This is a genomic window from Rheinheimera sp. NSM (assembly GCF_052380015.1).
In the GTDB taxonomy this organism is placed as follows: Bacteria; Pseudomonadota; Gammaproteobacteria; order Enterobacterales; family Alteromonadaceae; genus Alishewanella.
Window position 1 is genome coordinate 257,724 of record NZ_JBQTCI010000001.1, and the last position, 14,122, is coordinate 271,845.

Here is a 14,122-nt window from a genome sequence, read left to right on the forward strand (position 1 = left end):
AGCACTAAACTCACCGTTGCAGGCCAGGATGCTGACAAATTCGCCCGGAGCGAATTTGAACAGCTCTGCTGGTCCGTTAGGATAAACTTCATGGATGAAGTTTATAATCGAGCCCCCAGGGATGGGTTCACGGCGTGTGAGTGTGTGCTATCCGGTTTAAAGCTGCGATGCCACGCTGTTTTACTGCAAAGTTTTTTGCCATTTAGCCATCTATACTGTTGCAGTTAAAAAATAACCATGCTATTACTATTGGCGTTTTGCTAACCAATATAACCAACAGAGCAATTAATGAATTTTAACCGTCGCGTTTCTACAATTAGCCTCCTCGTGCTCCTCACCGGCGCGCGGGGTGTCGCTTATTGGTAAAAACGTAACGAACCGATAAAGCAAAAACCCCGTGCCACTGGCCGGGGTTTTTTGCATTTTAGCCCCCGCCACAGGTTGCAACCTAAACCGAGATAACGGAACAGGATACACAAGATGAGCGGCGATAATAAAATTTGGATCTTTGACACCACCTTACGCGACGGCGAGCAGGCATTGCGCGCCAGCTTAAGCCAAAAGCAGAAAATTCAGCTGGCGCATGCGATAGCCAGGTTAAATGTTGATGTAATGGAAGTGGGTTTTCCGGTGTCCAGCCCGGGTGATTTTGATTCAGTGCAGCGCATTGCACGCGAAGTAAAAGGCCCGGTTATCTGCGGCCTGGCCCGCGCGGTTAGCGCTGATATTGAAGCCTGTGGCGAAGCATTAAAAGACGCCGAACGCCGCCGTATTCATACCTTTATTGCCACCTCACCGCTGCACTTACAGTATAAATTGCGTAAAACCCTGGCCCAGGCCAGTGAGCAAGCCGTAGCCTGTATTAAACTGGCCAGCCGTTATACCGACGATATCGAATTCTCCTGTGAAGATGCCGGCCGCACGCCGATTGACGATTTATGCTGGATCGTCGAGCGCGCCATTGCTGCCGGGGCTACCACCATCAATATTCCGGATACCGTCGGTTACACCATCCCGAATGAGTTTGCTGCCATTATCAGTACCTTGCGCAATAAGGTGCCGAATATCGATAAAGCGCGGTTAAGCGTGCACTGCCATAACGATTTAGGTTTGGCAGTAGCCAACAGCATCAGTGCGATACAGGCCGGCGCACGGCAAATTGAATGTACGGTAAACGGCATTGGCGAGCGCGCCGGTAACTGTTCGCTGGAAGAAGTGGCGATGATTATCAACACCCGCAAAGACGTATTGGCGCCGTTGTACACTGATATTAAAACTACCGAGATTTACCGCAGCTCTCACTTAGTCAGCCAGATTTGTAATATGCCGATCCAGCCGAACAAAGCCATTGTCGGTGAAAACGCCTTTGCGCACAGCTCCGGCATTCACCAGGACGGTGTGTTAAAGGCACAAAACACCTATGAGATTATGGCGCCGGAGCAAGTCGGCATTCGCCAGAACGAGCTGAACTTAACCTCACGCTCGGGCCGGCATGTTATCCAGCACCGTTTAGCCGAATTAGGCTATACCAACGGCGATTACGATTTAGAAGCGGTATACAAAAGCTTTGTCGCGCTGGCCGACCAAAAAGGCCGGGTGTTTGACTATGACTTAGAAGCGCTGGTGTTTTTTGAAAACATGCAGGAGCAAAACGACTATTACGCGCTGGAGTTTTTAAGCTCGTCTACCCATACCGGTCATGTAGCAAGCGCTACTGTGGGCTTGCGCTGTGGCGATAAAGTCTTTACCGAAGCCGCTACCGGCAATGGCCCGGTAGAAGCCGCATTCAGTGCCATTGCCCGTATCAGTAAACTGAATATCAAGATGGTCGACTTTAACTTACAAGCCAAAGGCAGCGGCGAGGATGCGCTGGGCCAGGTGGATATTATTGCCGAACATGAAGGCCGCCGCTTTCATGGCGCCGGTTTGGCTACCGACATAGTGCGCAGCTCGGTGCTGGCCTATGTGCATGTGCTGAATATGATCCAGCGTGCGCAAACCATTGATGCGCATAAACACGCCAGGCAAACCGTTTCAAAAATAGCAGCAGGTGAGCAGCAATGAGCAAACAGATAAACAAACACTACAACATTGCCGTACTGGCCGGTGACGGCATAGGCCCGGAAGTGATGGCCGAGGCGGAAAAAGTATTACAGGTCGTAGCCGATAAATTTCAGTTTGGTATTACCCTAACACCGGCGTTAGTCGGCGGTGCAGCGATAGATGCCAGCGGCGAGCCATTACCCGCTGCTACGCTGGAACTGTGCAAACAAAGCGATGCCATTTTATTTGGCTCGGTCGGCGGGCCAAAGTGGACCGGTTTAGCGCCGGATAAACAACCCGAGCGTGGCTCCTTATTGCCACTTCGTAAAACCTTCGATTTATTCTGCAATTTACGCCCCGGTCAAATTTACCCGGCCTTTGCCGATTTATCGCCGCTGCACCCGCGTGTTAGCAGCTTAGGCATGGATGTACTGTGCGTACGCGAGCTGACCGGTGGCATTTATTTTGGCGAAAAAGGCCGCAGCGATACTGATGCTTTTGACACCCAGCGCTACAGCGTGCGCGAGATTGAACGCATTGCTAAAGTAGCCTTTGAAGCCGCAACAAAGCGCAGCAATAAAGTCACCTCAATTGATAAAGCCAATGTGCTGCAAACCAGTATTTTATGGCGTGAAACGGTAGAGCGGGTGGCCAAAGATTACCCCGGCGTAACCCTGGAGCATATGTATATCGATAATGCGGCTATGCAGCTGATTCGTAGCCCGCAGCAGTTTGATGTGTTGCTGTGCGATAACCTGTTTGGCGATATTTTATCTGATGAAATTGCCGCTATTGCCGGCTCTTTAGGTTTACTGCCATCGGCCAGTTTAAACGGTAACGGCTTTGGCTTGTATGAGCCGGCCGGTGGCAGTGCGCCGGATATTGCAGGTTTGGGCATTGCTAACCCGATAGCGCAAATTTTAAGTGCTGCTTTAATGCTGCGCTACAGCTTTGGCGAAGAAGACGCCGCCCGCGCCATTGAGCAGGCGGTGCAGCATTGCCTGCAGCAGCACATAGTAACGCGCGATATAAATCCGAAATCCACTTATGGCACGGCTGCGGTTGGCGCGGCCATTGTTGCCACTTTGCGCCAGGAGCAGAACTAATGGCTAAAACGCTATATCAAAAAATCTACGCCAGCCACGTAGTGGGTAAGTTAAACCCCAGTACCGACTTGTTATATGTTGATCGGCACTTAATTCACGAGGTCACGTCCCCTCAGGCATTTTCCGGCTTAAAACTGGCCAACCGCAGTGTGCGCCGGCCCGATTTAACCTTTGCTACCATGGACCATAACGTCTCTACCCAGCGCCGCAGTATCGACGCCGCCGGTGAAACGTCGCGCAAGCAGCTGGAAGCCTTAGCCGCTAACTGCGACGAAAACCGCATTCCACTGCTGGATTTAACCCATCCGGATCAGGGCATAGTGCATGTGATTGGCCCGGAGCAGGGTTTAACCCAGCCGGGTATGATTATCGTTTGTGGTGACTCGCACACTTCTACCCACGGTGCCTTTGGCGCCCTGGCCTTTGGTATTGGTACCTCAGAAGTAGAGCATGTACTGGCGACGCAAACTTTGCCGCAGCAGAGTGCAAAAACATTAAAAGTAGAGATAAACGGCGAGTTAAGCCGTCATGTTACGCCAAAAGACGTGATCATGGCGGTAATAGGCAAGCTGGGCACTGCCGGTGGTAATGGCTATGTCGCCGAATTTAGCGGCAGTGCTATCCGCGCCATGAGCATGGAAGGACGGATGACGCTGTGCAATATGAGCATTGAAATGGGCGCCAAAGCTGGTTTAATTGCACCGGATCAAACTACTTTCGATTACATCAAAGGCAAAGCGCATGCGCCCAAAGCCGAACATTGGGACAGTGCAGTAGCCTACTGGCAAAGCCTGTATTCCGATACTGATGCGCTGTTTGACACTGTGGTGGAAATTGATGCCGCTGCTATTACGCCGCAAATTACCTGGGGCACTAACCCCGAGCAGGTAATGGCAGTGGATCAAAGCGTACCCTCACCGGATAGTTTTACCGATGCCACCAAACGCGATGCGGCCGAACGCGCGCTGGCTTATATGGGGCTGGAACCAGGGCAAAAGCTGACAGACTGTAAAGTCGATGTGGTGTTTATCGGCAGCTGCACCAACAGCCGGATAGAAGACTTACGCGCTGCCGCAACGGTTGTGCAGGGTAAAAAGGTGGCTGCCGGCGTGCGCGCCTTAGTGGTGCCAGGCTCAGGCGTGGTAAAACGCCAGGCCGAGGCCGAAGGCTTAGCGGCTATTTTTACCGACGCCGGTTTTGAATGGCGCGAGCCCGGCTGCAGTATGTGCCTGGGTATGAATGATGACAGAGTGGAAGCCGGCCAGCGCTGCGCCTCTACCTCAAATCGCAACTTTGAAGGCCGCCAGGGCCGCGGAGCGCGCACCCATTTGGTTAGCCCGGCGATGGCAGCGGCGGCGGCGATTGCCGGTAAGTTTGTTAATATTGCCGCTATTGCCAATGAAAAAGGAGATCGGGCATGAGTAAGATATTTGCACAGGGCCTGGTGTGCCCGTTGGATAAAAACAACGTTGATACCGACCAGATTATCCCAAAGCAGTTTTTAACCAGTGTTAGCCGTGACGGTTTTGCCGAAGCGATGTTTTATGACTGGCGCTATTTAGCCGATGGCAGCCCAAACCCGGATTTTGTCGTAAATAAACCTGAGTATCAGGGCGCCAGTATATTGCTGACGCGGGCTAACTTTGGCTGTGGCTCCAGCCGAGAACACGCACCCTGGGCGATTAAACAGTACGGTTTTTCGGTGATTATTGCCGAAAGCTTTGCCGATATTTTCTTTAATAACAGTGTTAATAACGCCATGTTGTTAATTCAACTGAGCAAAACCAATATCGACTTGCTGTTTAACCGCTGCCAGCAAGGGCCGCAGCAGTGGCAAATTGACTTGGCCAGCCAGGAGATTATGTTCGGCAATAACGCGGCTATGGGCTTTAATATCGACGCCGATATTAAACAGCGGCTGTTATCCGGGCTGGATTTTATCGGCAGTAGCGAGCAGCTAAACTCGCAAATTGCCGATTACGAGCAAAGCCGCAAAGCCAGCCAACCATGGTTGGGGTAAACACTAAGGCTCTATCAGCTGCGATCCAACGGGCTGACAGTTAACAAAAACACCTCAGCGGCATATCTGCCCTGAGGTGTTTTTTTATATTGTTGCCTGTGCTATCTACCTGCTATAAATTAGGAACTTAAAGCCGCCTAGTTTAGAAATATAACGCATGCTTGTTTTTCCAAATCGAGAAAGTAGAAATTGAATAATTATGGTTATTTTTCAATAAATTATCAATTTTTGTTTCCGTTGCAGGAATTTTTGGTGAGCATGCTCAAGAATAAAATGTTAGGGCTACAAATAATCAGGAATTACCTATGAAACTAAAATACTTCGTTCCCGTCTTGCTTTTAGCTGGTTGCGCATCAAATTCTGGCGTAGTCCCAATGGGAAACGATACATATATGGTTTCACGTCAGGCTGCCACTGGATTTTCTGGCATGGGTACACTGAAGGCCGACGCAATGCGAGAGGCGTATGCACAGTGTCAGAAAACAGGGAAGCGTGTTGAAGTTATAGAAACAATTGATGCGAAGCCACCATATATTTTTGGAAACTTCCCTAAAACTGAAATTCGTTTCCAGTGCTTGGATTAAAAATCGTGCTCATTTGGAAATGAGCTAACAGACACATCAAAAATCGCTCCAATTCATTTCGTTTGACGTCGCTAACGCTCCGCCTTTTATGTGGATGTTAGTTTGAGCTAAGCTGCAACACTTCGAGTTAAAAAATGATGAAATATGGAATTGGGTTGCTTGTAGCAATATGTTTATTGGTAATCGGATATTGTATTGGTACTACTGAACATAAAAACATGTTCTCAGGCGTGAAGTGGACTGATATAGGCACGCTTCTTGTAACTTTTTTTGGTTTTGCTTTCGGCTTTTTCACTTATTTTCAATGGCTAAGTAGTAAGCGTAAAGAAGATGCGTACTTGGCTGCTAAAAAGTACGTTGCTTCAATAGATGAAATTGAAGAGCACTTGCATGAATTGCTGTTCCAGTACAACCACTTATGTCCAGTTCCTGGATTACTAGTGGAGAGAAAAGACATATCAGTAAAGCGTATTGAGCATTTAAATAATGTTTGGAGTTACTTGTATCAAGCTCGACGAAGCTTATATAAGTCACATCGCGAACTGGAGTTTTGGAATGTAAAACTCACAGATGTGTTTTCTGAAGACTATGAGGCCATGAATAAGTCGTTGGATAATATTAGCGTAGTAAGCTCCGTGCTCAATAATCAGCTGTTTCACTTTATTGATAACAACATGGAAAATATGGATTTTGTCATTCGGCATAAAAAGCAGTTTGATGAATTGTATAACGGCATACACCAAGTCACTCAAAAGCGTGTGCAGTGTGGTTTTAAAGAAATTTTTAGGTTTGACCAGTAATTAATTAACAGGGTCAGATAAAAATTAAATAGCTGATGAGTTTAAGGTTTAATTTTTATCTGACCCTAATAATTCTAAGATGGTTTCACCGGTAGAGTACAGGATACAGCCGTAGAAAGAGCGGATATGCAAATCAATTCCACAATAGTACGGATGTTGTGTAGTATAAAATTTTATTAGGTCTTCTCCTTTTTGGTCTGGTTGCCTTCCAGCTTAGCCAATCTGGTTGGGCTGGGAGAGGGCGCAATGAATATCAAGTCAATCAACTTTGCGCCTACGCCGATTATTGAAGCGTTGGTATGACGGGGTTCCATGAGAGATTACATAACGATAAATAGACACCTTCGAGCACTTCGCGAACGTATTTCAGATTTGACCGGTGTTCATGATGCGGATGGCTATGCTGAGGGTTGTATTTCAGACTACATACAACGGGATCTGCGAGAGCTTCGCTTGATCTGGCCCGAGGGCATTAGCAACGATGTATTGGATGCGATGGATAGCATTATCGCTGAGCAGAAGATCGATGGGTGGGAGCTTCGCAAACTTGCCTCCGCAGCCGAAGATCAGCTTGATGCTTTTTTCATAAAACAGCCTTCATCTGATATAAGGACTGCATTGAAAGAGCTCCTTGATCCTGCTGTAGAGCAAGCTGCGTACCGACACTATCTGGCAGGGCATTACCGTGAGGCGGCTCTCAACGCTGTCATGGCCGTCTTTGATCTTCTTCGACAAAAGAGCGGGCTTGACCTTGATGGAGCAGCACTAGTCACTCAAGCTCTATCTCTCGAAAATCCGATCCTGCAACTAGCCGACATTAAATCTCAATCAGGACGAAGCATCCAAGTGGGGTTTATCGATATGCTCAAAGGAGCGTATGCGGGTATTCGGAACCCTAAAGCGCACCGGTTGGAGACCGACTTGAATGCGGTCAGTACAGCACAGTACCTCGTTTTTGCTAGTCTACTCGCTAGGAAATTAGCCGCTTCAAATCGAGCTGAATAGGCCTAACACATATGAGCCTTCCCGGAGTCAGTAGGTAAAGCCGCTCTTCTGGCCGCGTTAGCGGCCAGTCTGTTTGTCCATCAGCGAGATAGACTGCTTCATCTGTCATCATGGTTGTCAGGCGATAGCCTGCAACAAACACATATCGGGGCTCTCTTACCTCATGCTCAATGAGCGCCTGCTGGTTTCAGCATTCTTGCTGACAACATGGCAATACCCTGTCAGCTTTGTATACTTAAGGTCGGTTTATTTTAGCGGCGGGGGTAAAATATATGCGTAGCAAAAACACGGCAATTACGGTTATCAGTGCTCTGGCGGCGATACTGCTTTGGTTACCCGAAGTGGCAGCGCACCATGGCTGGGCCTGGACCGAAGATAAGCAAACAGAAATGACCGGCACTATCACCGAAGTGTTTATCGGCCCGCCTCACCCCCGGCTGATGATTGAAACCGATACCGGCCCCTGGCAGGTGGATTTAGGTAACCCCCGGCAAACCAAAGCTGCCGGTTTTGTTGCAGGCGAAGCCAAAACGGGCGACACGGTGCTGATCCGTGGCCACCGCTCAGCCAACAAAGCTGAACATATTATCAAAGCTGTACGTGCCACTATTAATAACAAGCAATATACCTTTTATCCGGAACTGCTGCGTGAGGACTAACCAGTAATGCTGACGGCGTTGTTGCTGAGTTTGGGAGATACGGCTTTAGCATCGGCACTGCGCCAGTCTGATATCGGCTATCCGCTGGTAGCCTCAGCACATATTCTGGGCCTGGGTTTGCTGGCTGGCAGTATCGTCACGCTCGACTTACGTATTTTAAGCATCATTAAGCGTGGCACCCTTAGCGAACTGGCACCGTTGTTAAGCCGGGTTGCAGCGGGCGGCTTTATGCTGGCAATACTAACCGGGGTGCTGTTATTCAGCGTGCAGCCGGCACACTATCTGGGCAACAGCGCTTTTCTGCTGAAATTGTCATTGATTAGCCTGGCGTTAATTAATGTAACTGTGGTGCATTATCTGTCTTGCTGGCGCGCCATGCTGGCAGGCCAGCCAGCCACGTTGCTGCTGAAACTCACCGCCTTAATCTCACTCACGCTATGGCTTGCCACTATAACTGCCGGCCGCTGGATAGCATTTGTTTAGCTTGGCGTAAGATCCTGATTTTCAGCCCGAAAGACGCTGTACCTTAGCCCACCGCGGCAGTAAACTTATCGCAATCAACACTCAACGCTGAGCAAGGTTAACCATGGCTAAACTATTCTCTTACGGCACTTTACAGCAAAAAAACGTCCAGTTAGCCAACTTTGGCCGCGAGCTAAGCGGCAGTAAAGATATTCTGCAGGGCTATATTATCGGCGAGGTGGAAATTACTGACGAACGGGTGCTACGCGAAAGCGGCAAGGCAATTCACCCGATTTTGCGCTTTAGCGGCAATAGCTTGGATGAAGTACCCGGTAGCGTATTTGAGCTGACCGCCGCTGAACTGGCCCTGGCCGATGACTACGAAGTGGATGCTTATGTGCGCGTAAAAGCGACGCTAAAGTCCGGCACCGAGTGCTGGATTTATGCAGCAGCAGACCTTATTTAACGATGTTTGGCATAGTACTGACTTAAGGAGCCAAGATGAAATCACTATTTGCCATATTGCTACTTGTTACCTGGCCTGGCTTCGCATCTGACTGGCGTGACAACTCAGAAGTTGAAGCTTTGTTCACGCAGGCGGGTATAGCCGGCACTTTTGTACTGTATGATGTTGATGCTGATCAGTTTATTGGTTACAACCAGACTCGCGGCAAAACACGATTCATCCCTGCGTCGACGTTTAAGATCCCCAATAGCCTGATTGGTCTGGCAGTAGGCTCAGTAAAAAATGTTGACGACATTCTGCCTTATGGCGGCCAGCCACAACCTTTTGCAGCCTGGGAAAAAGACATGGCTTTGCGTGATGCGATTACCGTATCCAATGTGCCGGTTTATCAGGAGCTGGCCCGGCGCACTGGTCTTGAACGCATGCGTGAATATGTTTCGGCATTTGATTTTGGTAATGCCGATATTGGCTTAACGGTTGATACCTTCTGGCTGCAAGGGCCGCTGAAAATAAGCGCAGCTGAGCAGACACTGTTCTTGGCAAAACTGGCTAAAAACCAGTTACCTCTACCTAAACACATTCAGCAAAATGTGCATGAAATTATCTTACTGGAACACGGCGAGAACTGGCAGCTATATGGCAAAACCGGTTGGGAAAATGTGCCAGGTCCCGGCGTAGGCTGGTGGGTTGGCTGGGTACAAAAAGAAGGGCGCATTTATACGTTTGCGTTAAATTTGGATATTAAAAACGCGTCCGATGCAGGTAAGCGGGTAACGCTGGGGAAAGCTAGCCTGAAATTGCTGGGGTTATTGTGAAATAACATGGTAAAAACCTCGTTACTTATAGTGCTGGCCGATACCATTTTAGTTGCTCACTTCTTATTTGTGTTATTCGTGGTGTTTGGCCTGGTGGCCATTTACTGCGGCTATGTTCTGCAGTGGCGTTGGGTAAAAAACCGCACTTTTCGTATTTTGCATTTAGCCGCTATCGGCATAGTAGCGCTGCAGTCATGGTTTGGATTAATTTGCCCGTTAACCATTTGGGAAATGGCACTGCGCGATAAGGCCGGCGCAGCAACCTATAGTGGCTCTTTTATTCAGCACTGGCTGCAGCAACTGTTGTATTACACCGCACCGGATTGGGTATTTATGCTGCTGTATACCAGCTTTGGTTGTCTGGTGTTAGTCAGTTGGTTTTTAGTACCGCCCCGGGTTGGGAGAAAATCGAACAAATAGGGGCCGTTAATTGAAATTTGATCAGTGTTATGCAGAGCAACAGAGGTGAATATGGCTCAGTACCGGGTTAAGTTTGATTTCGTTGTGTATTTCACCAATGGTGGCAGTTTGTCCGCGCAGGATTTCCGGCTCGATATTGCCGACGAGCATATTGCTGATGAGGCACTTGCGGCTTACCTGATTCAGGATATGCGGCTGCTGATGGCGGGGCGGGTAGATATTACCAATAAAGAGATTATTCAGGAACCGCATAAGCGAAAGGCTATCTCTGCCGGGGGGCTGCCTCAGGCAATGGTAGACCTGAGCAAAGTCGACTTATCAGCCGCAGAGTTGGTGGCGCAGGCAAAAGATTATCCCCTTCGTGTGGTGGCGGACGGTGAAAGTTACACCTTAAGCAGATTGGTAGTGTAACAGAGCATAGCAACAGTCATTGCAAGGGTTTTACTGTTGTCTTATATCAAACGGCTGGCCATTAGCTCCACATCCGCTCGTCGATTTTAATGCTTTGCTGTCACATTCTTCCGGGCTGTTTTGTCTTACTGGCACTAACAATGTAGGGAGTTGCTATGAAGACGCTATTAAGAATTGACTGTAGTATCCGGCTGACTGGGTCAAACACGCGCAAATTGACCGATTATTTTGAACAAGCCTGGCTGCGGGTCAATCCGCAAGGGGAGGTAATACGACGCTGTCTGGTTACGAACCCGGTTCCGCATCTTTCGCAAGAAGTGTATGCCACTTTCCAGCGCAATGCAGAGCCTGCAAGCACTTGTGATTTATCGCTTGAGTTAATCGAAGAAGTAAAACTTGCTGATCATATTGTCATTGGTAGCCCGTTGTACAACTTTAATGTTTCCTCCGGGCTAAAGGCGTATCTTGATTATATTGTACGCGCCGGCCAGACTTTTGATGTTAAACAAGGCGATTATCAGGGCCTGTTGCGGCATAAGCGGGCAAGCTTTATTACCGCCCGGGGCGGGGACAGCTCAGCTGATAGTGCGGACGACTTTCAGGCAAGTTACCTTAAGCAGATCTTTGCTTTTATCGGTATTACGCAAGTTGATGTTATCGCCTTAGCAGGCACAGCTGCAGAGCCTGGCCGACTTCTGGCTGCTGTAGCGCGCGCGCAGCAGGCAATTGATCATTTGTTCCAGCCGGTGCCAGCTGTGCAGTGGCAGGGCGAATTTAGCGAACAAGATAAACACGATATTGAACAGCTGCGTGCCGGCCAGGCGGCAGCTATAGTCGCCGGTGATGCCAACGCCTATGCTGAGCTTTGCAGCGATGATATACAGCTGTTGATCCCATCTAAAGAGCCGGTTTCAGGTAAAACCGCATTTCTGCAGGTAGAGCAGGCACTGTTTCGTACTGCCAGTTTTATTGGCTTTGTAAAACAGCCGGCGCTGGTGGTGCGTAGTGGTGATTTGGCCTACGAAGTGGGCGTGCAGCAGGTACAAATGAAAAACCAGGCAGATGCCGCCGGCGTTTATGCCGCAAGGCAAAAGTATACACATATCTTCCGCCATACCAGCCGTGGCTGGCGCTTTGCCGTGTTAATGTCTAATCCAAATGAGTAGCGGGTATGACTGATCAAAGAACAGAAATTTTTGCACAGCATCGTAAAACCATAGAAGGGTTGGCTTACCGCATGCTGGGCACCCTTGCCGAAGCCCATGATGCGGTGCAGGAGACCTATCTGAAATGGCACCATGCTGATATTACGGCTATAGAGCGGCCACGGGCCTGGTTAATTACCGTATGCAGCAGAATTGCGCTTAATCAGTTGCAGTCAGCCCGCAAGCAGCGGGAAATGTATAGCGGCGAGTGGTTGCCTGAACCCTTTTTGGATGAGGTTGCCATGCAACCGGATGACCCGGCATGGCAGACAGAGCTTAACAATACCATGTCATTTGCCTTATTGCTGGCGTTGGAAAAGCTGTCGCCACTGGAGCGGGCCGCATTTTTACTGCATGATATTTTTGAGCTGAGTTTTGCTGAAATTGCCCAAGTGCTGCAGAAGTCTGCTGTGCAATGCCGGCAGTGGGCAACGCGGGCCAGAAAACGTATTCGTCAGCAGGGCCGCCGTTTTGTCACCACGCCAGAGATGCACAGCGCCTTGCTGGAGGGGTTTATAGCTGCAGCGCAACAACATGATAGCGGTAAGTTGCTCACGCTGTTGGCGCAGGATGTGGAGCTCTACTCTGATGGCGGCGGCAAGGTGCAGGCGCTGGCAGAAGTGATGCGGGGCGCCGGCGAAGTGGCAGGCTTTCTGGCCGGAATTTTCTCGGCTTACCGGCAAAATGGCATTGAAATCTGCTTTCAACCGCAACGCTTTAATGGCTCAGTTGGTGTGTTAGTGTTTGAAGATCAGCAGCTTGCCACTGCCTTTACCATTGAAACTCACGCCGGGCGCATTCAGCATATCTATGCTGTGCGTAACCCAGACAAGCTAAGTGGACTGCATTAATGATGCGTAGTTATCGCAGCATGTGGCTGAGCATAATATTGCTATTTTGCGCTGGCGTGCTGGCGGCTTTTCAGGTTGGCAAGGCGCCAATGGCCATGCTGGCGGTGCAGCAGGAATTGGGCCTTAGTTTGAGTGCTGCATCCTGGCTGATCTCAGCATTCGCTGTGGTAGGCGCACTTGCCGGCGCGCCTGTCGGACTGTTTGTCGACCGTGTCGGTGCAAAGCAAATGGTCGTGCTGAGCCTATTGCTAATGGCGGCGGGCTCTGCCCTGGGCGCAATAACAGCCGGCGCCGGCAGCCTGATGGCAAGCCGTGTGCTGGAAGGGCTTGGCTTTCTTGGTCTTGTTGTCGCGGCACCGGCTTTGATTGTTGCTGTGGCTACAGAGCAAAGCCGTAACCGCGCTATGGCGCTGTGGGCCACGTTTATGCCGGTCGGTATGACGTTAGCAATGCTGGCGGCACCGCTGCTGCACTGGCTGAGCTGGCGCGGTTTTTGGCTGCTGAACGGTGCAGTGTTGCTAAGCTATGCCATGCTGTTGCTGTGGGTTTTGCCTGCGGTAAAAGCGGCGACAGTAACACCGCGGTCTGTACTGAACGATATAGCTGAGGCTATGACTGCGCCCGGCCCCTGGTTGCTGTGCGGCTTGTTTGCCGCCTTCTCAGTGTTGTTTTTTGCGCTGTTTGGCTTTTTACCGATGCTGCTGACGCAGCGGCTTGGCATCAGCAATGAAGCGGCCAACATGCTCAGTGCAGTGGCCATTGCCGCCAGTGGCGTGGGTAACCTTGTTTGTGGTCAATGGCTGGCACGTGGCGTGCAGCCGGCGCGGCTGCTGTTGCTTAGCTTTGCCGGCATGGCGGTCTGTGCTGTGGCCGCATTTAGCGCGCTGTTACCGGGGCCGGTAATGTACGCTTTATGTATAGTGTTTTCTTTTGCCGGCGGTTTAGTGCCGGTGGTTATTTTCACCGGTGCAGCGCGCTTTGCGCCCCGCAAGGAGCTGCTCGGTGCCACCTTGGGTTTTGCGATGCAGGGCAATAATATCGGCCTGTTGCTTGGCCCCGTTGCCGCGGGTGCAATTGCCGGCGCTTTTGGCTGGCCAGCGGTGTCGTCACTGGTTGTTATAACAGCGTTGGTTGCTGTTATGCTGATAGCTGCAGCGGTGAAGCACTCTTTTGCTTGACGGGTAATATTACAAAAGGATTGGGGCAGGTCCTGATTTTGCCTGGCAGTAAAGCAAAACACAGGGCCTGACCCAAAGAACTCAATAAAAACTCTGT

The 14,122-nt window shown here is 50.0% G+C and carries 16 protein-coding genes; all 16 read left to right on the forward strand.

Annotation, left to right across the window (positions count from 1 at the left end):
• Window positions 1-480: 480 nt before the first annotated feature.
• The 16 genes from leuA (at window position 481) to ACTZWV_RS01185 (ending at window position 14,025) form a co-directional block, all read left to right on the forward strand.
• Complete coding sequence (gene leuA, locus ACTZWV_RS01110; RefSeq protein WP_444784762.1) at window positions 481-2,064, forward strand: 2-isopropylmalate synthase; 1,584 nt, start codon at window positions 481-483, stop codon at window positions 2,062-2,064.
• A complete protein-coding gene (gene leuB / locus ACTZWV_RS01115; RefSeq protein ID WP_444784763.1) occupies window positions 2,061-3,149 on the forward strand; it encodes a 3-isopropylmalate dehydrogenase in 1,089 nt (362 codons plus the stop codon). Before leuA ends, leuB begins: the two co-directional genes overlap by 4 nt.
• Window positions 3,149-4,570, forward strand: coding sequence for a 3-isopropylmalate dehydratase large subunit (gene leuC / locus ACTZWV_RS01120; RefSeq protein ID WP_444784764.1), 1,422 nt, complete (start codon window positions 3,149-3,151; stop codon window positions 4,568-4,570). The genes leuB and leuC overlap by 1 nt, the downstream gene beginning before the upstream one ends.
• A complete protein-coding gene (leuD, locus tag ACTZWV_RS01125; protein WP_444784765.1) occupies window positions 4,567-5,169 on the forward strand; it encodes a 3-isopropylmalate dehydratase small subunit in 603 nt (200 codons plus the stop codon). The genes leuC and leuD overlap by 4 nt, the downstream gene beginning before the upstream one ends.
• Before the next feature lie 305 nt (window positions 5,170-5,474).
• Window positions 5,475-5,753 carry a hypothetical protein gene (locus ACTZWV_RS01130; protein ID WP_444784766.1) on the forward strand — a complete coding sequence of 93 codons (279 nt, stop codon included), beginning with the start codon at window positions 5,475-5,477 and terminating at the stop codon, window positions 5,751-5,753.
• Window positions 5,754-5,887: 134 nt separating this feature from the next.
• Window positions 5,888-6,553 carry a hypothetical protein gene (locus tag ACTZWV_RS01135; RefSeq protein WP_444784767.1) on the forward strand — a complete coding sequence of 222 codons (666 nt, stop codon included), beginning with the start codon at window positions 5,888-5,890 and terminating at the stop codon, window positions 6,551-6,553.
• 312 nt (window positions 6,554-6,865) lie between these two features.
• A complete protein-coding gene (locus tag ACTZWV_RS01140; RefSeq protein ID WP_444784768.1) occupies window positions 6,866-7,558 on the forward strand; it encodes a TIGR02391 family protein in 693 nt (230 codons plus the stop codon).
• A 272-nt stretch (window positions 7,559-7,830) separates the two neighbouring features.
• On the forward strand, window positions 7,831-8,217 hold the full coding sequence (locus tag ACTZWV_RS01145) for a DUF6152 family protein (protein WP_444784769.1): 387 nt from the start codon (window positions 7,831-7,833) through the stop codon (window positions 8,215-8,217).
• 6 nt (window positions 8,218-8,223) lie between these two features.
• On the forward strand, window positions 8,224-8,700 hold the full coding sequence (locus tag ACTZWV_RS01150) for a DUF6644 family protein (RefSeq protein WP_444784770.1): 477 nt from the start codon (window positions 8,224-8,226) through the stop codon (window positions 8,698-8,700).
• 103 nt (window positions 8,701-8,803) lie between these two features.
• Window positions 8,804-9,145 (forward strand): gamma-glutamylcyclotransferase family protein, encoded by a 342-nt coding sequence (locus ACTZWV_RS01155; RefSeq protein WP_444784771.1) that lies wholly within the window; start codon window positions 8,804-8,806, stop codon window positions 9,143-9,145.
• 35 nt (window positions 9,146-9,180) lie between these two features.
• Window positions 9,181-9,960, forward strand: coding sequence for a class D beta-lactamase (gene blaOXA, locus ACTZWV_RS01160; protein WP_444784772.1), 780 nt, complete (start codon window positions 9,181-9,183; stop codon window positions 9,958-9,960).
• 6 nt (window positions 9,961-9,966) lie between these two features.
• Complete coding sequence (locus ACTZWV_RS01165; protein WP_444784773.1) at window positions 9,967-10,380, forward strand: DUF2784 domain-containing protein; 414 nt, start codon at window positions 9,967-9,969, stop codon at window positions 10,378-10,380.
• Between the two features lie 51 nt (window positions 10,381-10,431).
• Window positions 10,432-10,791 (forward strand): hypothetical protein, encoded by a 360-nt coding sequence (locus ACTZWV_RS01170; protein WP_444784774.1) that lies wholly within the window; start codon window positions 10,432-10,434, stop codon window positions 10,789-10,791.
• A gap of 155 nt (window positions 10,792-10,946) precedes the next feature.
• Window positions 10,947-11,957, forward strand: coding sequence for an NAD(P)H-dependent oxidoreductase (locus ACTZWV_RS01175; RefSeq protein ID WP_444784775.1), 1,011 nt, complete (start codon window positions 10,947-10,949; stop codon window positions 11,955-11,957).
• Between the two features lie 5 nt (window positions 11,958-11,962).
• Complete coding sequence (sigJ, locus tag ACTZWV_RS01180) at window positions 11,963-12,847, forward strand: RNA polymerase sigma factor SigJ (RefSeq protein ID WP_444784776.1); 885 nt, start codon at window positions 11,963-11,965, stop codon at window positions 12,845-12,847.
• On the forward strand, window positions 12,847-14,025 hold the full coding sequence (locus tag ACTZWV_RS01185) for an MFS transporter (RefSeq protein ID WP_444784777.1): 1,179 nt from the start codon (window positions 12,847-12,849) through the stop codon (window positions 14,023-14,025). Before sigJ ends, ACTZWV_RS01185 begins: the two co-directional genes overlap by 1 nt.
• The last annotated feature ends 97 nt before the right edge of the window (window positions 14,026-14,122 follow it).